The 24,880-nt window shown below is 70.6% G+C and carries 24 protein-coding genes; 19 read left to right on the forward strand and 5 right to left on the reverse strand.

The genetic code is table 11. The annotated features are described in order from the left end of the window. The first annotated feature begins 95 nt into the window (after positions 1-95). Together ACIQCZ_RS31330 and ACIQCZ_RS31335 are read left to right on the forward strand one after the other, a co-directional pair. Entirely contained in the window at positions 96-1,058 is a 963-nt protein-coding gene (locus ACIQCZ_RS31330; RefSeq protein ID WP_402287188.1) for a GlxA family transcriptional regulator, read from the forward strand. A gap of 47 nt (positions 1,059-1,105) precedes the next feature. After that, the gene (locus ACIQCZ_RS31335) at positions 1,106-1,741 is read left to right on the forward strand and encodes a DJ-1/PfpI family protein (protein WP_402287190.1); all 636 of its coding nucleotides are present in this window, start codon (positions 1,106-1,108) and stop codon (positions 1,739-1,741) included. 11 nt (positions 1,742-1,752) lie between these two features. On the opposite strand, the gene ACIQCZ_RS31340 is transcribed toward ACIQCZ_RS31335, so the two are convergent. Continuing rightward, the gene (locus ACIQCZ_RS31340) at positions 1,753-2,511 is read right to left on the reverse strand and encodes an enoyl-CoA hydratase/isomerase family protein (RefSeq protein WP_402287192.1); all 759 of its coding nucleotides are present in this window, start codon (positions 2,509-2,511) and stop codon (positions 1,753-1,755) included. A gap of 80 nt (positions 2,512-2,591) precedes the next feature. Here ACIQCZ_RS31340 and ACIQCZ_RS31345 point away from each other — a divergent pair, with 80 nt between their 5' ends. Next, positions 2,592-3,215 carry an HdeD family acid-resistance protein gene (locus ACIQCZ_RS31345; RefSeq protein ID WP_402287194.1) on the forward strand — a complete coding sequence of 208 codons (624 nt, stop codon included), beginning with the start codon at positions 2,592-2,594 and terminating at the stop codon, positions 3,213-3,215. 134 nt (positions 3,216-3,349) lie between these two features. Then, the gene (locus ACIQCZ_RS31350; RefSeq protein WP_391744101.1) at positions 3,350-3,805 is read left to right on the forward strand and encodes an ATP-binding protein; all 456 of its coding nucleotides are present in this window, start codon (positions 3,350-3,352) and stop codon (positions 3,803-3,805) included. A 30-nt stretch (positions 3,806-3,835) separates the two neighbouring features. Here the strand turns inward: ACIQCZ_RS31350 and idi are convergent, their stop codons facing one another. The 4 genes from idi to galE form a co-directional block, all read right to left on the reverse strand. Continuing rightward, positions 3,836-4,429 carry an isopentenyl-diphosphate Delta-isomerase gene (gene idi / locus ACIQCZ_RS31355; RefSeq protein ID WP_402287197.1) on the reverse strand — a complete coding sequence of 198 codons (594 nt, stop codon included), beginning with the start codon at positions 4,427-4,429 and terminating at the stop codon, positions 3,836-3,838. A gap of 147 nt (positions 4,430-4,576) precedes the next feature. Next, a complete protein-coding gene (locus ACIQCZ_RS31360; RefSeq protein WP_402287200.1) occupies positions 4,577-5,845 on the reverse strand; it encodes a bifunctional class I SAM-dependent methyltransferase/N-acetyltransferase in 1,269 nt (422 codons plus the stop codon). A 207-nt stretch (positions 5,846-6,052) separates the two neighbouring features. Beyond that, complete coding sequence (locus ACIQCZ_RS31365) at positions 6,053-6,994, reverse strand: cation diffusion facilitator family transporter (RefSeq protein ID WP_402287202.1); 942 nt, start codon at positions 6,992-6,994, stop codon at positions 6,053-6,055. A gap of 489 nt (positions 6,995-7,483) precedes the next feature. Then, positions 7,484-8,464 carry a UDP-glucose 4-epimerase GalE gene (gene galE / locus ACIQCZ_RS31370; RefSeq protein ID WP_402287205.1) on the reverse strand — a complete coding sequence of 327 codons (981 nt, stop codon included), beginning with the start codon at positions 8,462-8,464 and terminating at the stop codon, positions 7,484-7,486. 495 nt (positions 8,465-8,959) lie between these two features. Here galE and ACIQCZ_RS31375 point away from each other — a divergent pair, with 495 nt between their 5' ends. The 15 genes from ACIQCZ_RS31375 to ACIQCZ_RS31445 form a co-directional block, all read left to right on the forward strand. Next, positions 8,960-10,735: a DUF5941 domain-containing protein gene (locus ACIQCZ_RS31375; RefSeq protein ID WP_402287246.1), complete on the forward strand. Its 1,776-nt coding sequence runs from the start codon at positions 8,960-8,962 to the stop codon at positions 10,733-10,735. Continuing rightward, entirely contained in the window at positions 10,732-11,484 is a 753-nt protein-coding gene (locus tag ACIQCZ_RS31380) for a phosphocholine cytidylyltransferase family protein (protein ID WP_351084577.1), read from the forward strand. Before ACIQCZ_RS31375 ends, ACIQCZ_RS31380 begins: the two co-directional genes overlap by 4 nt. Continuing rightward, the gene (locus ACIQCZ_RS31385) at positions 11,472-12,533 is read left to right on the forward strand and encodes an iron-containing alcohol dehydrogenase family protein (RefSeq protein WP_351084579.1); all 1,062 of its coding nucleotides are present in this window, start codon (positions 11,472-11,474) and stop codon (positions 12,531-12,533) included. Before ACIQCZ_RS31380 ends, ACIQCZ_RS31385 begins: the two co-directional genes overlap by 13 nt. Next, on the forward strand, positions 12,511-13,290 hold the full coding sequence (locus tag ACIQCZ_RS31390; protein ID WP_402287208.1) for a CDP-alcohol phosphatidyltransferase family protein: 780 nt from the start codon (positions 12,511-12,513) through the stop codon (positions 13,288-13,290). Before ACIQCZ_RS31385 ends, ACIQCZ_RS31390 begins: the two co-directional genes overlap by 23 nt. A gap of 8 nt (positions 13,291-13,298) precedes the next feature. Continuing rightward, entirely contained in the window at positions 13,299-14,171 is an 873-nt protein-coding gene (locus ACIQCZ_RS31395; protein WP_376283238.1) for a glycosyltransferase family 2 protein, read from the forward strand. A gap of 107 nt (positions 14,172-14,278) precedes the next feature. Continuing rightward, positions 14,279-15,208, forward strand: a complete 930-nt coding sequence (locus tag ACIQCZ_RS31400; RefSeq protein ID WP_402287211.1) for an ABC transporter permease — start codon at positions 14,279-14,281, stop codon at positions 15,206-15,208. After that, a complete protein-coding gene (locus ACIQCZ_RS31405; RefSeq protein WP_402287213.1) occupies positions 15,201-15,983 on the forward strand; it encodes an ABC transporter ATP-binding protein in 783 nt (260 codons plus the stop codon). Before ACIQCZ_RS31400 ends, ACIQCZ_RS31405 begins: the two co-directional genes overlap by 8 nt. Before the next feature lie 446 nt (positions 15,984-16,429). Continuing rightward, complete coding sequence (gene hpnC / locus ACIQCZ_RS31410) at positions 16,430-17,350, forward strand: squalene synthase HpnC (protein WP_402287216.1); 921 nt, start codon at positions 16,430-16,432, stop codon at positions 17,348-17,350. Continuing rightward, a complete protein-coding gene (gene hpnD, locus ACIQCZ_RS31415; protein ID WP_402287218.1) occupies positions 17,347-18,300 on the forward strand; it encodes a presqualene diphosphate synthase HpnD in 954 nt (317 codons plus the stop codon). Before hpnC ends, hpnD begins: the two co-directional genes overlap by 4 nt. Before the next feature lie 118 nt (positions 18,301-18,418). Beyond that, positions 18,419-19,807 (forward strand): hydroxysqualene dehydroxylase HpnE, encoded by a 1,389-nt coding sequence (hpnE, locus tag ACIQCZ_RS31420; RefSeq protein ID WP_402287221.1) that lies wholly within the window; start codon positions 18,419-18,421, stop codon positions 19,805-19,807. Next, complete coding sequence (locus ACIQCZ_RS31425) at positions 19,804-20,907, forward strand: polyprenyl synthetase family protein (protein WP_402287224.1); 1,104 nt, start codon at positions 19,804-19,806, stop codon at positions 20,905-20,907. Before hpnE ends, ACIQCZ_RS31425 begins: the two co-directional genes overlap by 4 nt. A 108-nt stretch (positions 20,908-21,015) precedes the next feature. After that, positions 21,016-23,016: a squalene--hopene cyclase gene (gene shc, locus ACIQCZ_RS31430; protein ID WP_402287226.1), complete on the forward strand. Its 2,001-nt coding sequence runs from the start codon at positions 21,016-21,018 to the stop codon at positions 23,014-23,016. Next, positions 23,016-23,675: a 1-hydroxy-2-methyl-2-butenyl 4-diphosphate reductase gene (locus ACIQCZ_RS31435; protein WP_402287228.1), complete on the forward strand. Its 660-nt coding sequence runs from the start codon at positions 23,016-23,018 to the stop codon at positions 23,673-23,675. Before shc ends, ACIQCZ_RS31435 begins: the two co-directional genes overlap by 1 nt. Positions 23,676-23,680: 5 nt before the next feature. Beyond that, a complete protein-coding gene (hpnH, locus tag ACIQCZ_RS31440; RefSeq protein WP_402287230.1) occupies positions 23,681-24,700 on the forward strand; it encodes an adenosyl-hopene transferase HpnH in 1,020 nt (339 codons plus the stop codon). Between the two features lie 4 nt (positions 24,701-24,704). Further along, positions 24,705-24,880 (forward strand): flavodoxin-dependent (E)-4-hydroxy-3-methylbut-2-enyl-diphosphate synthase (locus tag ACIQCZ_RS31445; RefSeq protein WP_402287249.1); only part of this gene is annotated, 176 nt, incomplete at its 3' end.

The following is a 24,880-nucleotide window of genomic DNA, read 5'->3' on the forward strand; positions in this document are numbered from 1 at the left end:
CCCCTGGGGGAGCCCCGGTTCCCGGGGGCCGTGTGGCTGGAAAGGTGGGTTTTTCGTCATTGCGGCCATGCCGTCGGCCGCCCAGGATGGCGGACATGACGCAGCGATCCGTACTCGTCGTCCTCTTCGACGGCGTCCAGAGCCTCGATGTGACGGGTCCGGTGGAGGTGTTCGCCGGGGCCTCCCATCTCACCGGTGCCGCGTACGAACTGCGCACGGCCTCCCTCGACGGAGCCCCGGTCCGCACGAGCAGCGGACTGACCCTCGTCCCGGACGGCGCTCTCACCGACGCCGGCCCGGTGCACACCCTCCTCGTCCCCGGCGGCGAGGGCACCCGTACCCCCGACCCCGCGCTCGTCGACTGGCTGCGGGACCGTGCCCCGCACGCCGAAAGGCTCGTGTCGGTCTGTACGGGGGCGCTGCTGCTGGCGGCGGCGGGGCTGCTGGACGGGCACCGGGTGACCACGCACTGGACGGTCTGCGACCACCTCGCCCGCAGCCACCCGGCCGTCGAGGTCGACCCCGACCCGATCTTCGTGCGCGACGGCAGGCTGGCCACCTCCGCCGGAGTCACCGCCGGTATCGACCTCGCCCTCGCACTCGTCGAGGAGGACCACGGCCGGGACATCGCGCTCACGATCGCCCGTCACCTCGTGGTCTTTCTGCGCCGGCCCGGCAACCAGGCCCAGTTCAGCGCCCAGCTCACCGCGCAGACCGCCCGGCGCGAACCGCTGCGGGAGGTCCAGCACTGGATCACGGAGCACCTGGAGGACGACCTCACCGTCGAGGCGCTCGCCGCCCGTGCCCGCCTCTCGCCCCGTCACTTCGCCCGTGCCTTCCAGGCCGAGACGGGGCTCACGCCGGGCCGCTACGTCGACCGCGTACGTATCGAGCACGCCCGTCGGCTGCTGGAGGACACCACCGACGGCGTCACCGGCATCTCGCGCGCCTGCGGCTACGGCACCCCGGAGGCCATGCGCCGCGCCTTCATCAAGACCCTCGGCACGGCACCCGCCGAATACCGCCGTCGCTTCCGCGCCCGGCCCGTCACCCACTGACCGAACGAACCGCCACCCGCCACGACGACCGACCGAAAGGCCACGCCATGCAGATCGCCATCGTCCTCTTCGACCGCTTCACCTCGCTCGATGCCGTGGGCCCCTACGAAATGCTCGCCCGCATCCCCGGCGCGGAGACCGTGTTCGTCGCCGAACGGAGCGGCCCCGTGCACAACGACAACGGCAGCCTCGCGCTCGTCGCCGAGAAGACCATCGCCGACGTGCCGGCGCCGGACGTGGTGGTCGTCCCCGGCGGCCCCGGCCAGAGCAACCAGATGGAGAACGAGACCCTGCTCGACTGGCTGCGCACCGCCGATGCCACCAGCACCTGGACCACCTCCGTCTGCACCGGTTCCCTGTTGCTCGCCGCCGCCGGACTGCTGACGGGCCGCCGCGCCACCTCGCACTGGCTCGCGCTGGACTCCCTCAAGGACTTCGGCGCCGAGCCGACCGGTGAACGCGTCGTCGTGGACGGCAAGTACGTCACGGCGGCCGGTGTCTCCTCCGGCATCGACATGGGACTCACCCTGCTCGGCCGGATCGCCGGCGACGAGCACGCCATGGCCGTACAGCTGCTGAGCGAGTACGACCCGCAGCCGCCGTACGACGCGGGCTCACCCGCGAAGGCGCCGGCGGCACTGGTCGAGAAGTTCCGCGCCGACAGTCGTTTCATCCTCCAGTAGCCATAGCGGCGTCACAGCCCTCTCGGCCAGGTGAAGCGCGGCGCGCGCCGTTCCAGGAAGGCGGCGACACCCTCCGCGGTGTCGCCGCTGCGGCGCGCCTGCTCCGCCCAGTACGCGTCCCGGTCCTCGCGGCCCGTGGCGAACTCCTTGGCCGCCGCCTGCGTCAGCTGCGAGCGCGCCGCCAGGGTCCGTGCGTATGCGTCGACCCGCTTGCCCAGCTCACCGGGCGGCAGCACCTCGTCCACCAGACCGGTCCGCAGCGCCCGTGCGGTGTCGATCAGCTCGCCCGAGAACAGCAGGTGTTTCGCCGTTGCCGGGCCGGTCAGCGCCACCAGCCGCCGGGTCGACGACGCGGCGTACACGATCCCGAGCCGGGCCGGCGTGACCCCGAACGAGGCACCCTCTTCGGCGAACCGCAGATCGCAGGCGGCGGCGAGCTGGCTGCCGCCGCCGACGCAGTAGCCGCGGATCGCCGCGAGCGTCGGCCGGGGGAACGCGGCGAGGGCCTCCTCCGCCGCCACGGCGAGGGCCTGCGGATCGACCGCCGGATCCCGGAGCGAGGAGATGTCCGCGCCGGCGCAGAAGGTGTCCCCGGCGCCCGTCAGCACCAGCACCCGGACCGCGGCGTCGGCGGCCAGCCGCTCCAGCAGTCCGGGCAGCGCGCCCCACATCGCCGCCGTCATCGCATTGCGCTTCGCGGGGTTGTCGATGACGACAGTCGCGACACCGTCCGCGACGGCGTGCTCCAGCCGGGATTCCGTACGGTCCATGCGCCGGATGCTATCCGTACGGTTCGAACCTGTGATCAAGAAGGGGTCGCCGAACAGACACGCACCGTGAGGAGCCTCCCGTGGCCGGTCCCGCCGTCGAGGGCAGGAAGCTGAGCCGGAGCTTCGGCCGGCTGGCGCTGCTCGGCACCCTTCTCGTCGTGGCCGGTCTGGTCGGCCTCGTGTACACCGGCGTCGCGACGCTCACCTCGATGCTCCTCTTCGGCCGGCTGCTGCTGCTCGGCGGCCTCGTCGGTCTGCTCCACGCGATCGAGTCCCGCGGCACCAACTACTTCTGGCTGGGCCTCGTGGTGGCCGCGCTGAACATCGCCGCCGGGGTCGTCGTCATCCGTCATCCGCACGGCACGGCCGAGGCGCTGACCATGTTCGCCGCGCTGCTCTTCCTCACCGGCGGGCTGTTCCGGCTGGTCGGCAGCGTGGTCGCGCGAGGTCCGCAGTTCGGCTGGACGCTGCTGCAGGGAGCGTTCGGCCTGCTGCTCGGGCTGCTGGTGCTCTTCGACCGGCCGCACAGCAGCCTCTACGTTCTCGGCCTCTTCTTCTCCTTGGCGCTGCTCTTCGACGGGCTCGGCCTGATCGCGATCGGGGTCGGCGGCCGCCGTATCGTCTCGATGGTCGAGGACCGACGGACGACTGGAGAACTGCCGGGCGCGCCCACAGGAGAGGACCAGAGTCGGTCCAAGGACTGATGCTTTCGTGCAGGTTCAGCCAGAAACTGTCGATAGAAGTCGACTTCTGTTCAGCGGCACGGTCCGGGCCGACTACGCCCCGCACTCTGTACTCGACGTGCAGTCACCACCGAGTCGAGAGCGGGTACCGCACTATGGAGAGCCGCGGGAGTGTCCCCGCCCGGCCCGTGTCGTACGAGGGTGTCTGGCGGTTCACCGCCCCGGCCGTGGACGTCTCCGTACCGCAGGCCAGGCGAGCGGTGCGCGATCTGCTGAACCGCCAGGGCGTGCCGGTGGACGACGACATCGCCGAAGGGCTGCTGCTCATCGTGTCCGAGCTGGTCACCAACGCGGTGAAGCACGCGGCGCTGCTCTCGCCGGAGCTGGCCGTCGAGGTGGCCGTCGGCGCGGAGTGGATCAGGGTGTCCGTCGAGGACAACCACCCCTACCGTCCCACGGCCCTGGAGACGGACCACGCACAGACCGGCGGACGCGGTCTGCTGCTGGTCAGGGAGATCACCCGGGAGGCCGGCGGCGCCTGCGATGTGGAACACACCGCAGGCGGTGGCAAGATCATCTGGGCGGCGTTGCCACTGAAGCCGCTGGCCTGACCGGGCCCGCGTGCCGCGGCAGCCGGGCCGTCACCAGCCGGCGGACGGTCCGGTCAGTTCCCTGATCGCGGGCCGGGCGGCATCCAGCACCGTCATGAACCAGGCGGAGAACGGTGCCTGCGCATGTCGCCGGGCCAGCTCGTCGGCCGTCACGAACGCGGTCTCGCCGACCTCCTCCGGGTCCGGGCGGAGCCGGTCCTGCGCCATTCCCACGAAGAGGTGATTGAACTCCTGCTCCACCAGGCCGGAGGCCGGATCGGGGTGGTTGTAGCGCACCGTGCCCGCCTCGGCCAGCAGGGAGGGCGAGATCCCCAGCTCCTCGTACGTGCGCCGGGCGGCGGCGGCGAAGGGCGCCTCACCCGGGTAGGGGTGGCCGCAGCAGGTGTTCGACCAGACACCGGGGGAGTGGTACTTGCCGAGCGCCCGACGCTGCAGCAGCAGCCTGCCCTGCTCGTCGAAGAGGAACACCGAGAAGGCCCGGTGCAGTTGACCGGGCGGCTGATGGGCGGCGAGCTTCTCCGCCGTACCGATGGTGGTGCCGTCTTCGTCGACCAGTTCGAGCATGATCGCTTCTGCTGTGCCGTTCGACGAGCTGTTCGCCGCGGTGGCTGGTGTGGTCGGCATACCCATCCTTCGCTATGGTCCCGGCCTTGTGCGCCGGTCCCGTCGAGTCCGCTCAAGTCTGCCGTACAAAAGCCGCTTGTCCGTACTTCGGGTGCTGGCATGTCCGGCCCCGCCGCGCCACGGGGCGCGACGGGACCGGACGGCGCGTCAGACGCCGAAAGCCGCCGGGTAGCGGATCGTGCCCCGCGGCACCGGCACGGAGTCGTCGAGCACCAGGGCCATCATCGCCTCGTCCGGGACGTCGAAGCCCGGCCGGATTCCGTACCGGGACGCCGGTACGAAGCCGAACCGCGGGTAGTACTCGGGATGGCCGAGCACCAGGACGAGGGACTCGCCCCGCAGCCGGGCCGCGTCGAGCGCCGCCCGCACCGCGGCCTGGCCGGCACCCTGCCGCTGACGGTCCGGGACCGTCGCCACCGGGGCCAGTGCCAGAGCGGGCGTGTCCCCGACCCGGCACCCGGTCAGCAGCGCGTACGCGGCGATGTCGCCGCCCGGACCGTCGAGCGCCACGTGACCGAGGCCGGGCAGCCAGGCCGCCGGGTCGGCGCGCAGCTCGTCGACGAGACGGGCCTCGTCCGGCGTCGGGAACGCGGCGGCGACGACGGCGTGCACCGCGGTCCCGTCCGCCGCCGTCTCCGGCCGGGTCCTCCAGCGCGGGTCGGCGGGGCGCAGCGCGTAGCAGGCGTAGCCGTACTCCGTACCGTGCTCGCGCCGCATGGCCAGCTCCTCACGGGTCGCCGCGAGCGCCCACTCCATGCCGGGAGCCGACGCGTCCGCGGCCTCGACGCGCTCGGCGAGCGGGATGTAGTACTCGTCCCAGTCGCTGTCGGGCTGCACCCGAACCCCGAGGACGTGGTAGCCCGCCGTGACCGCCGCCGCGATGTCGGCCGCCACGGGGCGCAGCGAGGCCTCCCGTTCCCAGAAGGCGCGGGCCACGGCCGACGGAGTGTCCGTCGTCCAGACGCACCCGGAGACGACGAGGGAGCCGCCTGGGGCGAGCAGCCGCTTCCAGTCACGCAGCGCGGTGTCGAAACCGATGATGTACGCGGAGCCCTCGGCCCAGACGAGGTCGAACGACCCGTCAGGGAAGTCGGGTCCGGAGAGATCGGCCATGTCGGCCCGGACCGGTCGGATGCGGTCGCCGAGCCCGCGGGCCCCGGCCGCTTCGCGCAGTTCGTCGAGGAACGGTTCGTGGAGATCGACGGCGGTCACCTCGGCACCCGCCTCGGCGGCGAGCAGCAGTGCGGCGCGGCCGGGGCCGCAGCCCAGGTCCAGGACGCGCGGACGGTGCGGCAACGGGCCGACGAGCTCCAGCAGCTGCCGGGTGGTGGCGTCGGAGCCCGGGCTCTGCCGGGGCAGGCGGTGATGCAGGGAGAAGAACGCCTCGTAACGGACGGCGTGATCGTTGTCGGTCAACGTGGGAAACCCTTGTGTGCGAGGGCTCCGGCCAACGTGTCGACCCGGTGGGAGTCGGGGTGCTAGCCGAGGGCCCGGAGGTTGAGGAAGGACCGGATGCTGCGCCGGGCGGGCGCCGTCGCGACGGTCATCAACCTCAGCTCCTCTCGTGCACGGGGAGGCCGACATGCCTCGCCGGACACCATACACCGCCCCCTGAACGGCGGTTCAGTGGCAGAGCTTGGCCTCGTGCTCGGCATGGCCGCTCGGCTCCAGCTGGAATGTGCAGTGCTCCACATCGAAGTGGACGCCGAGGCAGCCCTGCAGTTCGTGGAGGAGCTTCTCGTGACCGATCGAGTCGAGCATGTCCTGGCGCACCACCACATGGGCGGAGAGGACCGGCATTCCCGAGGTGATCGTCCAGGCGTGCAGGTCGTGGACGTCCAGCACTCCGGGCAGGGCGGTGATGTGGGCCCGTACCTCCCCCATGTCGACGCCCTTGGGCGCCGCCTCCAGCAGCACGTTGAGCGTCTCCCTGAGCAGCTTCACCGTACGGGGGACGATCATCAGGCCGATCACCAGCGAGGCGATCGGGTCGGCGGCCTGCCATCCGGTGGCCAGGATGACTCCTGCCGAGATCAGCACGGCGAACGAGCCGAGCGTGTCCGCGAGCACCTCCAGGTAGGCGCCGCGCACATTGAGACTGTCCTTCTGCCCGCGGATCAGCAGCGACAGCGAGACCATGTTGGCGACCATGCCGACCAGGGCGAAGACGATCGTCAGTCCGCCCCTGGTCTCGGCCGGGGTGATGAAGCGCTGGATCGCCTCGAAGAGCAGAAAGCCGCCCACGCCGAGCAGCAGCAGACAGTTCGCCAGGGCGGCGAGGATCTCGGCTCGGGCGAAACCGAAGGTGCGGTTGAGCCCGGCCGGCCGGTTGGCGAAGTGGATCGCCAGCAGCGCCATGCCCAGGCCCAGGGCGTCGGTCGCCATGTGGGCCGCGTCGGCGATCAGCGCGAGGGATCCGGAGAGCAGTCCGCCGACGATCTCCATGACCATCACGGTGAGCGTGATGGACAGCGCGATCCGCAGCCGGCCCTTGTACGCGGCAGCCGCTGTGCCGGTGGGCGGTGGCCCGCCGTGTGTGTGGCCGTGGTCGTGCCCTGCCCCCATGGGGACGCCTCCCGGTCGTCTCGCGGACTCGGACGCGATCGGCCCGAGCACTGCCAGTGAACTACGGGTGGGGGGTATCGGGCAACACGGTACTGAACACCGTTGTCATATGCCCTGACCTGCGGAAATGCCTGCAGGTCAGGGCTGTGGGACGTTCCTTGACGGGTCAGACCGACCGGCACATGGGGGACGGCGTCGCGGGGCTGGACGCACATCCGCGGCGTTGTCGTCGGTCACCGACGCTCCGCGTCGACTCCCTCCTCCGCATTGCAGCCGCACGCACCCGGCCCCGCTCCTTCTCCCACCCCCCCATGTGCCGGTCGGTCTTACGGCCTCCCCCACGATAGGGAGCGGGCTCCCGGCGTCATGCGACTCCGCTTGCGGTGTTGTCGTCAGTCACCGACGCTCCGCGTCGATTCCTTCCTTCGCCTTGCAATCGAAGCCGCATGACGCCGCTCGCTGATCCACTCCCTATCGTGGGGGAGGCCGTTAGTCTCCGCGTGCCTCGGGGTGGCGCAGGCACCAGCCCTCCCAGGCGGATTCGACCATCTCGCGTACCCCCTGCCGGGGTGTCCAGCCCAGCTCCTCGGACGCCCGGACCGCGGACGCGACGGCCTTGGCCGCGTCGCCGGGACGGCGTGGGTGGACCTCCGGCTTCCGGTCCAGGCCGCTGACCTCGCCCACCACGTCGGCCAGCTCGCGCACCGAGACGCCCTCGCCGCGGCCGATGTTCACGGTCAGGTCGCCGGTGCCCGGTCCGGCCAGCTTCCGGGCGAGGGCGAGATGCGCGTCGGCGAGATCCGCGACGTGGATGTAGTCGCGGACGCAGGTGCCGTCGGGGGTCGGGTAGTCGTCGCCGAAGATCCGGGGGGCCTCGCCCCGGGTCAGCCGGTCGAAGAACATCGGAATCACATTGAAGACACCCGTGTCCGACAGTTCCGGCGTCGCCGCTCCGGCCACGTTGAAGTAGCGCAGGCAGCCGGTGGACAAAGCGTGTGCCCTTCCGGTCGCCCGGACCAGCCACTCCCCGGCGAGCTTGGTTTCACCGTACGGATTGATCGGAACGCACGGGGTGTCCTCGGTGATGAGCTCCACATCCGGCACCCCGTACACCGCGGCCGATGACGAGAACAGGAAGCGCCGCACACCGGCGGCGACGACGGCCTCCAGGAGGACGGTCAGCCCCGCCACGTTCTCCCGGTAGTAGAGCAGCGGCTTCTCGACGGACTCGCCGACCTGCTTCTGCGCTGCGAGATGCACCACACCCGTTATGCCGTGCCGCGCCAGCACGCGGTCGAGCAGCGCACGGTCGGAGACCGATCCCCGGACCAGCGGCACATCGGCCGGGAGCCGCTCGGCGATACCGGTCGAAAGGTCGTCGAGAACGACCACCTGCTCTCCGGAGCCCGTCATGGACCGCACCACGTGTGCGCCGATGTACCCAGCTCCGCCTGTGATCAGCCATGTCATGCGGGCCAGCCTAAGGGCTGTCCCGTGATCCCCGGCGGGCACGCGACGACAGCTGCGGCACCTCACCACGTTGTCGGAACGTCCATATAAATGCAGTATGCGGACGTCTCTCCGCCTTGCGACGCACCGCATCCGACGCCGCGCGCTGCTCCACCACGGATCACGGGACGGCCCTTGAAGCCTCGCTCCCGGAGCGGGTCCGGCCCGATCCGGCAGCGGGACCGCACTCCGTGGCACCGCGTTTTGTCAGGCGAGGCGGGGATCGACGATGATGATCGCGGGCGGCGCCGCATGATGCCGGTCCACCCCGAACGGAGCACAAACGGGCAGTGAACTCCCGCTTCCGTTCATCCGATAGCCTCTGCCGACGTGCCGCCGGCCCGCTTGTGGGCCGCGCTGTCGCGCGCCGACCCCGTCAGCACCAAGGAGTGAGTTCGTCTGTCGACCGCCATCCTCACCGGTGCGCCGGTACCCGGGTCGTCGCTCGCGGACGATCTGCGGTCACTGGGCTTCGACGTACAGATCGCCGCCGATGTGTCCGAGGCCGCACGGCTGCTCTCGGCCGTCCCCGCCGACCGCCGCGTCGCACTGGTCGACCCCCGATTCGTCGGCCATGTCCATGCTCTCCGGCTCGGACTCACCGACCCGCGCTTTCCCGCCGCCACCGTGCCCGGCGCGCTCACCGCGCAGCCCGAGGCACGCCCCGCGCTCGTGCGGGCTCTGAGCACCACGGCCGCGGCCGTCGGTGCCGGCGTCCCCACGGGCTCGGGCGCGACCGCGGTGACGGTCACCGACCGCACCGTGCCGGGCCGCCTCGCCGTCACCATGGACGCCGAGGGCACCGCCGTGCAGCGTCCCGAGCTCGGCTCGCTGGTCGCCACCGTGCCGGCCGACGAGTCCGCGCGCACGACCGCGCGGAACGCCGTCGCCGCGGTCGACGACGAGGCGGTACGGCTGCGCAGCGCCGTGAAGGCCCACGACGGCTTCTTCACCACGTTCTTCATCAGCCCGTACTCCCGTTACATCGCCCGCTGGTGCGCCCGCCGCGGCCTGACGCCGAACCAGGTCACCACCGCGTCCCTGCTCACCGCGCTGATCGCGGCGGGCAGCGCGGCGACCGGCACACGCGGCGGCTACATCGCCGCCGGGGTGCTGCTGCTCCTCTCCTTCGTCCTGGACTGCACCGACGGGCAGCTCGCCCGCTACTCGCTGCAGTACTCGACGATGGGTGCCTGGCTGGACGCCACCTTCGACCGGGCCAAGGAGTACGCGTACTACGCCGGCCTCGCGCTCGGCGCCGCCCGTGGCGGGGACGACGTATGGGCGCTGGCCCTCGGCGCGATGGTGCTCCAGGCCTGCCGCCATGTCATCGACTTCTCGTTCAACGAGGCCAACCACGACGCGGTGGCCAATTCGAGCCCCACGGCGGCTCTCTCCGACCGGCTCGACAGCGTCGGCTGGACGGTCTGGGCGCGCCGGATGATAGTGCTGCCGATCGGTGAGCGCTGGGCGATGATCGCGGTGCTCACCGCGGTGACCACCCCCCGGATCGTCTTCTACGCCCTGCTCATCGGCTGCGCCTTCGCAGCCTGCTACACCACGGCCGGCCGCCTGCTGCGCTCGCTGACCCGCAAGGCCCGGCGCACCGACCGCGCCGCCCGTGCACTGGCGGACCTCGCCGACTCCGGTCCCCTCGCACAGCTCGTCTCGGCGATCGGGTCCCGGACGAAGGGACCCTGGACCGCTCCCGCCATGGCCCTGCTCGCCGGACTGCTCATGGTCGCGTCGGCCCTCTCGCAGCCCTTCGGCAGCTGGCACACCATCCTCGCGGCGGTCGTCTACGCGATCTTCTCCGGGCTGGCCGTCTGCCGCCCCCTCAAGGGCGCCCTCGACTGGCTCGTACCGCCCATATTCAGGGCGGCGGAGTACTGCACCGTCCTCGTTCTCGCCGCCCGCAGCGATGTCGCGGGAGCCCTTCCCGCGGCTTTCGGGCTGGTGTCGGCCGTCGCCTACCATCACTACGACACCGTGTACCGCATTCGTGGCGGCACCGGCGCGCCGCCCCAGTGGCTGGTCCGCACGATCGGTGGGCACGAGGGCCGCACCCTGGTGGTGGCCGTACTCGCCGCCGTATTCACCCGGCATTCAGCTTTCACCGTGGCACTCACCGCTCTCGCAGCGGCTGTGGCACTGGTGGTGCTCGTGGAGTCCATCCGCTTCTGGGTGTCGTCCGGAGCACCCGCCGTTCACGACGAAGGAGAACCCGCATGATCGGCCTCGTACTGGCAGCCGGTGCAGGACGGCGTCTGCGCCCCTACACCGACACGCTCCCGAAGGCGCTCGTGCCCGTGGGTCCTGAACAGGACGGCGCTGCGAAGACGGTCCTGGACCTGACGCTGGCCAACTTCGCGGAGATCGGCCTCACCGAGGTCGCCGTCGTCGTCGGCTACCGCAAGGAAGCGGTGTACGACCGCAAGGCCGAACTGGAGGCCAAGTACGGCGTCACCCTCACCCTGATTGACAACGACAAGGCCGAGGAGTGGAACAACGCCTACTCCCTGTGGTGCGCCCGTGACGTCCTGACGCGCGGCGTCATCCTGGCCAACGGCGACACCGTGCACCCGGTCTCCGTCGAGAAGACCCTGCTCGCCGCCCGCGGCGACGGCCGGCGGATCATCCTCGCCCTCGACACGGTGAAGCACCTCGCCGACGAGGAGATGAAGGTCGTCACCGAAGGCGACAAGGGTGTGCGGCGCATCACCAAGCTGATGGACCCGGCCACCGCGACCGGCGAGTACATCGGCGTCACCCTCATCGAGCCGGAGGCCGCCGCGGAGCTCGCCGACGCACTCAAGGCCACGTTCGAGCGCGACCCCGACCTCTACTACGAGGACGGCTACCAGGAGCTGGTGAACCGAGGCTTCACGGTCGACGTGGCCCCCATCGGCGACGTGACGTGGGTCGAGATCGACAACCACGACGACCTCGCGAAGGGCCGTGAGATCGCGTGCCAGTACTGACCCGGCTCATTCCGTCCCCGGTCGTCGTCGACATCCGTCGCGGCGCCCTGGACGATCTGGCCGGTCTCCTCGCCGACCAGCGGATCTCCTCCTCCGGCAAGCTGGCGGTCGCGATCAGCGACGGTTCGGGACGTGCCCTGCGCGAGCGGCTCGCCCCCGCGCTGCCCGGCGCCCACTGGTACCCGGTCACCGACGGCACCCTCGACTCGGCGGTCAAGCTCGCCGACGACATCAAGGGCAACCGCTACGACGCCGTGGTCGGCCTCGGCGGCGGCAAGATCGTCGACGTGGCGAAGTACGCGGCCGCGCGCGTCGGCCTGCCCATGGTCGCGGTGGCGACGAACCTCGCCCACGACGGTCTCTGCTCGCCGGTCGCCACGTTGGACAACGACAACGGCCGGGGCTCCTACGGGGTACCCACCCCCATCGCCGTCGTCATCGACCTCGACATCGTCCGCGAGGCACCGGCCCGCTTCGTACGGTCCGGCATCGGTGACGCGGTCTCCAACATCTCCTGCGTGGCCGACTGGGAGCTCGCCCACGAGGTCAGGGGGGAGGAGATCGACGGACTGGCCGCGGCCATGGCCAGGCAGGCCGGCGAGGCCGTGCTCCGCCACCCCGGCGGGATCGGCGACGACGCCTTCCTCAAGGTGCTGGCCGAGGGACTGGTACTGACCGGCATCTCCATGTCGGTCGCCGGCGACTCCCGGCCGGCCTCGGGCGCCTGCCACGAGATCAACCACGCCTTCGACCTGCTGTACCCCAGGCGTGCGGCGAGCCACGGCGAACAGGTCGGCCTCGGCGCCTGCTTCGCCATGCACCTGCGTGGTGCGCGCGAGGACGCACTGCTCATGGCGGTCGCCCTGCGGCGCCACGGTCTGCCCGTCCGGCCCGAAGAGATCGGTTTCACCGCCGACGAGTTCGTCAGGGCCGTCGACTACGCCCCGCAGACCCGCCCGGGACGCTTCACGATCCTGGAACACCTCAACCTGTCCACCGACCAGATCAGGGACGCGTACGCCGACTATGCAAAAGCCATCGATAGCTGAACTCCGTCCGGTCGTGCACCCTCCGGGTGTCAAGGACCGGCGCAGCGGTGAGCACTGGGCGGGTCGGCTCTACATGCGCGAGATCTCGCTGCGCGTGGACCGTCACCTGGTGAACACCAAGGTCACGCCGAACCAGCTGACCTATGTGATGACCGTCGCGGGTGTGCTCTCCGCGCCGGCCCTGCTCGTCCCGGGCATTCCCGGTGCGCTGCTCGGGGTTCTCATGGTCCAGCTCTACCTCCTGCTCGACTGTGTCGACGGCGAGGTGGCCCGCTGGAAGAAGCAGTTCTCGCTGGGCGGGGTCTACCTGGACCGGGTCGGCGCGTATCTGTGTGACGCGGCCGTACTGGTCGGCTTCGGTCTGCGTGCCGCCGATCTGTGGGGCTCCGGACGGATCGACTGGCTCTGGGCGTTCCTCGGCACTCTCGCGGCCCTGGGCGCCATCCTGATCAAGGCCGAGACCGACCTGGTCGGGGTGGCCCGCCACCAGGGCGGGCTGCCGCCGGTCAAGGAGGCCGCCTCCGAGCCGCGCTCGTCCGGCATGGCACTCGCCCGCCGGGCCGCCGGCGCACTCAAGTTCCACCGGCTGATCCTCGGCGTCGAGGCGTCGTTGGTGATCCTGGTGGCGGCCGTTCTCGACGCGGTCAGGGACGATCTGTTCTTCAGCCGTCTCATGGTCGCGGTCCTGGCCGGTATCGCATTGCTGCAGACCCTCCTGCACCTGGTGTCGATCCTGGCGTCGAGCAGGCTGAAATGAGCACACCCATGAAGCTCGGCGCGGTCATCATCACGATGGGCAACCGCCCCGCGGAGCTGCGCGCCCTGCTCGATTCGGTCGCCGGGCAGGAAGGCGACCGGATCGAGGTGGTCGTCGTCGGAAACGGCGCCCCCGTGCCGGACGTCCCGGCGGGAGTGCGCACCGTCGAGCTGCCCGAGAACCTGGGCATCCCCGGCGGCCGCAACGTCGGGATCGAGGCCTTCGGCCCGTCGGGTGCCGACGTGGACGCCCTGCTCTTCCTCGACGACGACGGACTGCTCCCGCTCAGCGACACCGCCGAGCTGTGCCGGCGGGCGTTCGACGCCGACCCCGAGCTGGGCATCATCAGCTTCCGGATCGCCGATCCCGACACCGGTGTCACCCAGCGCCGACACGTGCCGCGGCTGCGCGCCGCCGATCCGATGCGTTCCTCGCGGGTGACGACCTTCCTCGGCGGCGCCAACGCCGTGCGCACCAAGGTCATCGCCGAGGTCGGTCCGCTGCCCGGCCAGTTCTTCTACGCGCACGAGGAGACCGATCTGGCCTGGCGGGCACTGGACGCCGGCTGGATGATCGACTACCGCGCGGACATGGTCCTCAACCACCCGACGACCGCCCCGTCGCGGCATGCGGTGTACCACCGCATGGTGGCCCGCAACCGGGTGTGGCTGGCACGGCGCAATCTGCCCGCGCCGCTGGTCCCCGTGTACCTCGGCGTGTGGCTGCTGCTGACCCTGCTGCGCAAGCCTTCCGGCCCGGCCCTGAAGGCCTGGTTCGGCGGCTTCCGCGAAGGCTGGTCCACGCCGTGCGGACCCCGCCGTCCGATGAGGTGGCGCACGGTGTGGCGGCTGACCAGACTCGGCCGACCTCCCGTGATCTGAGAGGCTCTCCTCTGAGAGCATGAGACGTACTTCTTCTCCACGGGACCTGTCCGCTCCGAGCCGCGCCCGCGACTGGCCGCGCATCTTGAATACGAGAGTTTCATCTGGTGAGTGACACAACCCATGATGGTGCGGTCGCCCTGAGCACCCCACCATCCGCCGACGACGGCCTGAGCTCGGCCGAGATGGCCGCCAAGTACGGCCTGACGGTGAGCGGCGCCCGGCCGGGGCTCTTCGAGTACATCCGGCAGCTCTGGGGCCGCCGCCACTTCATCATGGCGTTCTCCAGGGCGAAGCTGACCGCTCAGTACAGCCAGGCCAAGCTGGGCCAGCTGTGGCAGGTGGCCACGCCCCTGCTCAACGCCCTGGTCTACTACCTGATCTTCGGGCTGATCCTCGGCACCAGGAAGGGGATGACCCAGGACGTCTTCATCCCGTTCCTGGTGACCGGCGTCTTCGTCTTCACCTTCACCCAGAGCTCGGTGATGGCGGGCGTGCGGGCCATCTCCGGCAACCTGGGACTGGTCCGGGCCCTGCACTTCCCGCGGGCCTCGCTGCCCGTCTCGTTCTCGCTGCAGCAGCTCCAGCAACTGCTGTTCTCGATGATCGTGCTCGCGGTCGTGGCCGTCGCCTTCGGCAGCTACCCCTCTCTCTCGTGGCTGCTGATCGTCCCGGCACTGGCCATGCAGTTCCTCTTCAACACCGGACTGGCGCTGATCATGGCCAGGCTCGGCAGCAAGACCCCCGACCTCGCCCAGCTGATGCCGTTCGTGATGCGGACCTGGATGTACGCGTCGGGCGTCATGTTCTCCATCCCGGTGATGCTCAAGGACAAGCCGGACTGGATCGCCGATGTGCTGCAGTACAACCCGGCGGCCATCTACATGGACCTGATCCGTTTCGCGCTGATCGACGGCTACGGCGCGGGCAACCTGCCGGCGCACGTCTGGATCGTGGCGCTCGCCTGGGCGGTCCTCGTCGGGGTCGTGGGCTTCGTGTACTTCTGGAAGGCAGAGGAACGGTACGGCCGTGGCTGACGACAACACTTCGGGGCGCGTCCCCACCGTCATCGCCGACGATGTGCACATCGTGTACCGGGTCAACGGCGGCGGAGGCAAGGGCAGCGCCACCGCGGCGCTGAGCCGGATACTGCGCCGCGGCAAGGGCGAGTCGCGCGGAGTGCGGAAGGTGCACGCCGTCCGCGGTGTCTCCTTCACCGCCTACCGCGGCGAGGCCATCGGTCTCATCGGGACCAACGGCTCCGGCAAGTCGACCCTGCTGCGGGCCATCGCCGGTCTGCTTCCGACCGAGCACGGCAAGGTGTACACGGACGGCCAGCCGTCGCTGCTCGGGGTGAACGCGGCGCTGATGAGCGATCTGACCGGTGAGCGCAACGTCGTGCTCGGCGGCCTCGCGATGGGCATGTCGCGCGAGGAGATCCGGGAGCGTTATCAGGGCATCGTCGACTTCTCCGGCATCAACGAGAAGGGCGACTTCATCACCCTGCCGATGCGGACGTACTCCTCCGGAATGGCCGCGCGGCTGCGGTTCTCGATCGCCGCCGCGAAGAACCACGACGTCCTCATGATCGACGAGGCGCTGGCGACCGGTGACCGCAAGTTCCAGATCCGCTCCGAGAAGCGCATCAGGGAGCTCCGGAAGGAAGCGGGCACCGTCTTCCTGGTCAGCCACAGCAACAAGTCCATCAGGGACACCTGCGACCGGGTGCTGTGGCTGGAAAAGGGCGAGCTTCTGATGGACGGTCCGACCGACGAGGTCCTCAAGGCGTACGAGCGCGAGACCGGCAAATAGACGCTCCGCCGGTCCCCCGGCACCGACGCGGCCTCCGCCGGAACTCCCGGCCGGAGGCCGCGCCGGTGTCCGGATCGTGGACGCCCCGGGGCGTCCACCACCCCCGGCGGTACGCCAGGGACAAGATCTCCTCCCGACGGATGACGTCAATTTCCTTGCGCACGGGGAAGGTTGGCGGGGCAGGGTGCGGTGTTCCGCTGCGCGTAACACCCCGACGTATCGATGAGGGTTGTACAACGTAAGCTGTACCGGTGCTGATTCGTTGCAAGTGGGGCGATACCGCCTGGCCAAACGGCCCGCAGGCGTGCTCCGCACTCGGCAGAGCGGGCGGCGTGTCCGGAATGGGATGTTTTGGGTCAGCAGTGTAGAACGGGAGATGTGACGGCAATGACGGAAGATCTCCAGCTCCGAGGTGCTCACGCCGTCCCAGCGCCGGGCGGTCGGCGGTGACCCGTACCCGGCAGGCACGCACCGATGCCGCCGTGCCCAGCACCCTCGACAAGGCCGCGGACGAGAATTTCCCCGTCGCGCCGTTCTTCCTGCCGCGCGCCTGGCGCGACGACCTGATGGCGGTGTACGGCTATGCCCGCCTCGTCGACGACATCGGCGACGGTGATCTCGCCCCCGGCGGCGCGGACGCCCGCCACCTCGGCCTCGACCCCGCGCAGACCGACGACCGGCTCGCCATGCTCGACGCCTTCGAGGTCGATCTGCACCGGGTCTTCGACGCCGTCGGCGACGGCCCGCACCACCCCCTGCTGCGCGCACTGCGCCCCACCGTGCGGCGCTGCGGGCTCACCCCCGAGCCCTTCCTGGGCCTCATCGAGGCCAACCGGCAGGATCAGAAGGTCCGCCGCTACGGGACCTACGAGGAACTCGTCGCCTACTGCGAGCTCTCCGCCAACCCCGTGGGCCGGCTGGTTCTGCAGATCACCGGAACCGCCAGCCCCGAACGTGTACGCCGCTCCGATGCCGTCTGCACGGCCCTGCAGATCGTCGAGCACCTCCAGGACGTCGCCGAGGACCTCGGCCGCGACCGGATCTATCTTCCCGCGGACGACATGGCGCGATTCCACGTCCGTGAAACCGATCTGGCCGCCCCTTCGGGGGGCGCGTCGGTGCGTTCGCTGGTTGCGTACGAAGCGGAACGCGCTCGGGAACTGCTGAATGAAGGCACCCCCCTGGTGGGTAGCGTCCACGGCAGGCTCAAGGTGCTTCTCGCCGGATTCGTGGGCGGGGGGCGTGCCGCCCTCACCGCGATCGCGGCCGCCGGGTTCGACGTACTGCCCGGACCGCCCAAGCCCACCAAGCCCAGCCTGCTGCGCGAGGTGGGAGTTGTCTTGCGAAGAGCGCGGAGAGAGGGGTGAGCCGGACCGTGGAGGGACAGACGACCTACATGTCGGCACCGGTACAGGCCGCATACAGGTACTGCGAGGCGGTCACCGGACAGCAGGCGCGTAACTTCGCGTACGGGATCAGGTTGTTGCCGGCCGAGAAGCGACAGGCCATGTCGGCGCTGTACGCCTTCTCCCGTCGTGTCGACGACATCGGTGACGGCGCGCTGGAGCCGGAGACCAAGCGGATCCGCCTGGAGAGCACCCGCGCGGTCCTGGACCGGATCCGTGGCGGCGCGGTCGACGAGGACGACACCGATCCGGTGGCCGTCGCGCTCGCCGATGCCGCGCGCCGATTCCCGATCCCGCTCGGCGGGCTCGACGAACTCATCGACGGCGTGCTGATGGATGTCCGCGGTGCGACGTACGAGACCTGGGACGACCTCAAGGTCTACTGCCGCTGCGTCGCGGGTGCGATCGGCCGCCTCAGCCTGGGTGTCTTCGGTACGGAACCAGGCGCTCCGGGTGTCGACCGGGCCGCGGAGTACGCCGACACGCTGGGCCTCGCGCTCCAGCTGACCAACATCCTGCGGGACGTGCGCGAGGACGCGGGCAACGGACGTACGTACCTGCCCGCCGACGACCTGGCCAAGTTCGGCTGCTCGGCCGGCTTCCACCGGGCCACCCCGCCGTCCGGCGCCGACTTCGCGGGCCTGGTGCACTTCGAGGTCCGGCGTGCCCGCGCGCTGTTCGCCGAGGGGTACCGGCTGCTGCCGATGCTGGACCGGCGCAGCGGCGCCTGTGTCGCGGCCATGGCAGGGATCTACCGGCGGCTGCTCGACCGGATCGAGCGCGATCCCGAGGCGGTGCTGCGCGGTCGCGTCTCGCTGCCGGGCCACGAGAAGGCGTACGTCGCGGTGCGCGGACTCTCCGGTCTCGACGCGCGCTACATCTCCCGTCGGACGTCCGGGAGGCGTGTCTGATGCGCCGTACGGACATCTCGCGCACCATGTGCATCACGGAAACACGTTGCGATCAGTGGTCAACCCTCTGGTGTACTGACGCGTCCCTGACTGAAGTGACCCGGCGAAAGGAGGACGCATGACGGACGCCGGCCCGCGTTCCTCTCGCGCGGTGGTGATCGGCGGCGGGCTCGCCGGCATCACCGCGGCCCTGCGTCTCGCCGACGCCGGGCTTGACGTGACCCTGCTCGAAGGGCGGCCCAGGCTCGGCGGACTCGCGTTCTCCTTCCGGCGCGGCGAACTGACGGTCGACAACGGACAGCACGTCTACCTGCGTTGCTGCACCGCGTACCGCTGGTTCCTCGACCGTGTCGACGGGACCCGCCTGGCCCCCCTGCAAAACCGTTTGGACGTGCCCGTTCTCGATGTCGGGCGCCCCTCGGGCCCCCGGCTGGGACGGCTGCGCCGCAACGCGTTGCCGGTGCCGTTCCACCTTGCCGCGGGCCTCGCCGGCTATCCGCACCTCTCGCTCGCCGAGCGGGCGGGCGTCGGACGCGCCGCATTGGCGCTGGGCCGCCTGGACCCGGACGACCCGGCGCTCGACGCCGTGGACTTCGGCAGCTGGCTCGCCCGGCACGGCCAGTCGCCGCGCACCATCGAGGCCCTCTGGGACCTGGTCGGCGTCGCCACGCTCAACGCCACCGCGCCGAACTCCTCGCTGGCCCTCGCCGCGAAGGTCTTCAAGACCGGACTCCTCTCCGAGCCCGGCGCCGCCGACATCGGCTGGGCGAGCGTGCCGCTCGGTGAGGTGCACGACACGCTGGCCCGCAAGGCCCTCGATTCCGCCGGAGTGCGCACCGAACTCCGCACGAAGGCCTCCTCCCTCACCCGTTCGGAGGATGGCTGCTGGATCGTCGACACCGGCGGCGAACGGATCGAGGCGGACACCGTCGTCCTCGCCGTTCCCCAGCGCGAGACCCGTGAACTGCTGCCCGAGGGCGCGCTCGACGAGCCGGATCGGCTGCTCGACATCGGCACGTCGCCGATCCTCAATGTGCACGTCGTCTACGACCGCAAGGTGCTGCGTCGCCCGTTCTTCGCCGCGCTCGGCTCCCCGGTCCAGTGGGTCTTCGACCGTACGGACGCCTCGGGGCTCACCGGACCCGGACAGTACCTCGCGGTGTCCCAGTCCGCCGCCGACGAGGAGATCGACCTGCCCGTCGCCGAGCTGCGGGAGCGTTATCTGCCGGAGCTGGAGCGGCTCCTTCCGGCCGCCCGCACCGCCGGGATCAGGGACTTCTTCGTCACCCGGGAGCGCACGGCGACCTTCGCCCCCGCCCCCGGCGTCGGCCGGCTGCGGCCCGGAGCCCGCACCCGGATCCCCGGCCTCAGCCTGGCCGGAGCTTGGACGGCCACCGGCTGGCCCGCGACGATGGAGGGTGCCGTCCGCAGCGGGTTCAGCGCGGCGGACGTCGCGCTCCGGGCGCTCGGCCGCTCCCATGAACATCCGCTGCAGGAGGCGGCATGAGCAGTACCACCGGAACAAGAGGAGAGTCAGTGACCCCGGCGAATCCGGCTTACGACCCCGTGGCCGACACCACGGACGTCACCGCGCTTCTGGAGCGCGGACGGGCCCTTTCCGCGCCGGTGCTCCGGGCCGCCGTCGACCGGCTCGCACCGCCCATGGACACCGTCGCCGCCTACCACTTCGGCTGGATCGACGCCCAGGGACAGCCCGCCGACGGCGACGGCGGCAAGGCCGTCCGCCCGGCGCTCGCCCTGCTGTCCGCGGAGGCGGCCGGGGCCGCGGCGGAGGCCGGCGTCCCCGGCGCCGTGGCCGTCGAACTCGTGCACAACTTCTCGCTGCTGCACGACGACCTGATGGACGGCGACGAACAGCGCCGCCATCGCGACACCGTCTGGAAGGTGCACGGCCCCGCCCAGGCGATCCTGGTCGGCGACGCGCTCTTCGCGCTCGCCAACGAGATCCTGCTGGAGCTCGGCACCGTCGAGGCGGGCCGCGCGGCCCGTCGGCTGACCGTCGCCACCCGCAAGCTCATCGACGGGCAGGCCCAGGACATCTCCTACGAGCACCGGGAGCGGGTCACCGTCGAGGAGTGCCTGGAGATGGAGGGCAACAAGACCGGCGCCCTGCTGGCCTGCGCCTGTTCCATCGGTGCGGTACTCGGCGGCGCCGACGACCGTACCGCCGACACCCTGGAGGCGTACGGCTACCACCTCGGCCTCGCCTTCCAGGCCGTCGACGATCTGCTCGGCATCTGGGGCGACCCCGAGTCCACCGGCAAGCAGACCTGGAGCGACCTGCGTCAGCGCAAGAAGTCCCTGCCGGTCGTCGCCGCGCTCGCCGCGGGCGGTCCGGCTTCGGAGCGCCTCGGTGAACTGCTCGCCGCCGACGCGAAGAGCAGCGATTTCGACAGCTTCTCCGAAGAGGAGTTCGCCGCCCGCGCGGCGCTCATCGAGGAGGCGGGCGGCCGCGAATGGACCGCCCAGGAGGCCCGTCGACAGCATGCGGTCGCCATCGAGGCACTGCACCGGGTCGACATGCCGCACACCGTGCGGGCGCAGCTCACAGCGCTCGCGGACTTCGTGGTCGTACGAAAGAGATGATCACCATCTGCTCCATATGACTCGCAGTCGCCGGCCGGTGCCCGTCCCGGGCACCGGCCGACGGAGACCCCAGCACAGCAGAGGACCAAACTGCAAGAAGGGGAAGCCATGACAGCGACGACCGACGGAAGCCACGGGGCTGTGAACCCCCGCGCAGCCTCGGCCACCGATCCGACCGACACAACCATCGTCGCGGACGACGTACTCGCCGCCGCGCGGCGGGCCGCGGAACGCTCGGTGGAGCACCTCCTCGGCAGACAGGACGAGCAGGGCTGGTGGAAGGGCGACCTCGCCACCAACGTCACCATGGACGCCGAAGACCTGCTGCTCCGTCAATTCCTCGGCGTCCAGGACCAGGCCGTCGTCCAGGCCGCCGGCCGCTTCATCCGCAGCGAACAGCTCGGTGACGGCACCTGGGCCACCTTCCACGGCGGCCCCGGCGAGCTCTCCACCACCATCGAGGCGTATGTGGCACTGCGTCTGGCCGGAGACGGGCCGGACGAACCGCACATGGCGCGCGCCTCTGGATGGATCAGGGAACAGGGCGGCATCGCTCAGAGCCGCGTGTTCACCCGGATCTGGCTCGCCCTCTTCGGCTGGTGGAAATGGGACGACCTGCCGGAACTCCCGCCCGAGCTGATGTTCTTCCCCAAGTGGGCCCCGCTCAACATCTATGACTTCGGCTGCTGGGCACGCCAGACCATCGTGCCGCTCACCATCGTCTCGGCCAAGCGGCCGGTCCGCCCGGCTCCCTTCGCGCTCGACGAACTCCACGCCGACCCGCGCCTGCCGAACCCGCCCCGGCGTGTTGCCCCGGCGGCGAGCTGGGACGGAGTGTTCCAGCGCCTCGACAAGGCACTGCACGCCTATCACAAGATCGCACCGCGCAAGCTGCGCCGGGCCGCCATGAACGCCGCGGCCCGCTGGATCATCGAGCGCCAGGAGAACGACGGCTGCTGGGGCGGCATCCAGCCACCCGCCGTGTACTCCGTCATCGCCCTGCATCTGCTCGGCTACGACCTGGACCACCCGGTGATGCGGGCCGGACTCGAATCGCTCGACCGGTTCGCCGTCTGGCGCGAGGACGGCGCCCGGATGATCGAGGCCTGTCAGTCCCCGGTCTGGGACACCTGCCTCGCGACCATCGCGCTCGCCGACGCCGGGGTCGGCGCCGACCACCCGGCTCTCGTGAGGGCCGCGGACTGGATGCTCGGCGAGGAGGTCGTCCGTCCCGGCGACTGGTCCGTGCGCCGCCCCCGGCTCAACCCCGGCGGCTGGGCGTTCGAGTTCCACAACGACAACTACCCGGACATCGACGACACCGCGGAGGTGGTCCTCGCGCTGCGCCGGGTCCGCCACCCCGACCAGGCACGTGTCGAAGCCGCCATCCGGCGCGGGGTGCGCTGGAACCTCGGCATGCAGTCCCGCAACGGCGCCTGGGGCGCGTTCGACGCGGACAACACCAGTGCCTTCCCCAACCGGCTGCCCTTCTGCGACTTCGGTGAGGTCATCGATCCGCCGTCCGCCGATGTCACCGGACATGTGGTGGAGATGCTCGCCGTCGAAGGCCGGTCCGGACACCCCGCCACCCGGCGCGGCGTCGAGTGGCTGCTCGCCGAACAGGACGTGGAGGGCGGCTGGTTCGGCCGCTGGGGCGTCAACTACGTGTACGGCACGGGGTCGGTGGTGCCCGCCCTGGTGGCCGCCGGACTGCCCGTCACCCACCCGGCGATCCGCCGGGCGGTCGGCTGGCTGGAGTCCGTGCAGAACGACGACGGCGGCTGGGGCGAGGACCTGCGCTCGTACCAGGAGGACAAGTGGATCGGGCGGGGCGCCTCGACCGCCTCCCAGACCGCGTGGGCCCTGCTCGCGCTGCTCGCCGCGGGCCGGCGGGACACCCCGGCCGTGCGGCGGGGGGTGTCCTGGCTCACCGAGACCCAGCACGCCGACGGTTCCTGGGACGAGCCGCACTTCACCGGCACCGGCTTCCCGTGGGACTTCTCCATCAACTACCACCTCTACCGGCAGGTCTTCCCGCTCACCGCACTCGGGCGGTACGTGCACGGCGAACCGTTCGCCGACCGCGCGGCCACCCGCAAGGGGGCCTGATGGGCGATGGTCCGGGGCCGGCCCGCCCCGCAGCGCCGCTGCTGATCGCCTGCGCGCTCGGCATCGAGCAATTCGCACTGCGCAGCGGCATGGGCGGGGCCGGTGACGCCCCGGGCCCGGTGACCGTGCTCCGTACCGGCATGGGGCCCAGGGCGGCCGAGGCCGCGGTGTCTCGGGCGCTCGGCGCGGACCGGGCGCCCGGCACCGCGGTCCTCGCCTCCGGGTTCTGCGCCGGGCTGTCACCCGGAATGCACCCCGGGGACCTGGTGGTCGCCGACGAGACCCGGGGAGCCGGGGACTCGACGGTATGCACCGGCACGGGCCTGCTCGCCGAGGCCCTTGCCCGGACGGTGCCCGGCCGCACCGTCCACACCGGTCCGCTGACCGGTTCCGCCCATGTCGTACGTGGACATGAGCGGGCCGACCTGCGGGCCACCGGAGCGATCGCGGTGGACATGGAGTCCGCCGCCACCCTGCGCGCAGCCCTGCGGTCCGGGCCCCGCCCGGTTGCGGCCGTACGGGTGGTCGTGGACGCTCCGGAGTACGAGCTCGTCCGCATCGGGACGATACGCGGTGGAATATCGGCTTTCCGTGTTCTCCGTGCCGTCCTGCCGGCTTTCTATGAATGGCACCGATCTTTGCTGCTCCCCAGGAGGTGAGCCAGATGGCCATGCCGCTGCGTCAGTCCATCAAGGTTGCGACGTATCTCGCCGAACAGAAGCTCCGTAGAAGGGACAAGTTTCCGCTCATCGTGGAACTGGAGCCGTTGTTCGCCTGCAATCTCGCGTGCGAGGGCTGTGGAAAGATCCAGCATCCGGCGGGAGTGCTCAAGCAGCGCATGCCGGTCGCCCAGGCTGTGGGCGCCGTGCTCGAATCGGGTGCTCCGATGGTTTCCATCGCGGGTGGTGAGCCGCTGATGCATCCGCAGATCGATGAGATCGTGCGGCAGCTGGTCGCGCGGAAGAAGTACGTCTTCCTCTGCACCAACGCGATGCTGCTGCGGAAGAAGATCGAGAAATTCACGCCCTCGCCGTACTTCGCGTTCGCCGTGCACATCGACGGGCTGCGGAAGCGGCACGATGAATCGGTTGCGAAGGAAGGCGTGTTCGACGAGGCGGTTGCGGCGATCAAGGAGGCCAAGCGGCGCGGCTTCCGGGTCACCACGAACTCCACCTTCTTCAACACCGACACCCCGCAGACCGTCATCGAGGTCCTCAACTACCTCAATGACGATCTGAAGGTCGACGAGATGATGATCTCGCCCGCCTACGCGTACGAGAAGGCACCCGACCAGGAGCACTTCCTCGGCGTCGAACAGACCCGCGAACTGTTCAAGAAGTCGTTCGCGGGCGGCAACCGGGGCCGCTGGCGGCTGAACCACTCGCCGCTCTTCCTGGACTTCCTGGAGGGCAAGGCGGACTTCCCGTGCACCGCGTGGGCGATTCCGAACTACTCGCTCTTCGGCTGGCAGCGGCCCTGCTACCTGATGGCCGACGGGTACGTCCCCACGTACCGCGAACTCATCGAGGAGACCGACTGGGACAAGTACGGCCGCGGCAAGGACCCGCGCTGTGCCAACTGCATGGCGCACTGCGGCTACGAGCCCACCGCCGTCCTCGCCACCATGGGGTCGCTGAAGGAATCCCTGCGCGCCGCGCGCGAGACCGTCTCCGGGAACCGGTGACCTCATGACCGCTGGAGAGCCGGTCGCTCTGGGTCTCCCCGAGCTGCCGGCCCGGCCGATCGCGAGGCGCCGCCACTCGCGGCGCATCCAGGTCGGGTCGGTGGCGGTGGGCGGGGATGCGCCGGTGTCGGTGCAGTCGATGACCACGACGCGTACGTCGGACGTGGGTGCGACGTTGCA

Origin of the sequence: Streptomyces sp. NPDC093149 (assembly GCF_044754145.1) — a bacterium.
Classification (GTDB): Bacteria; Actinomycetota; Actinomycetes; order Streptomycetales; family Streptomycetaceae; genus Streptomyces.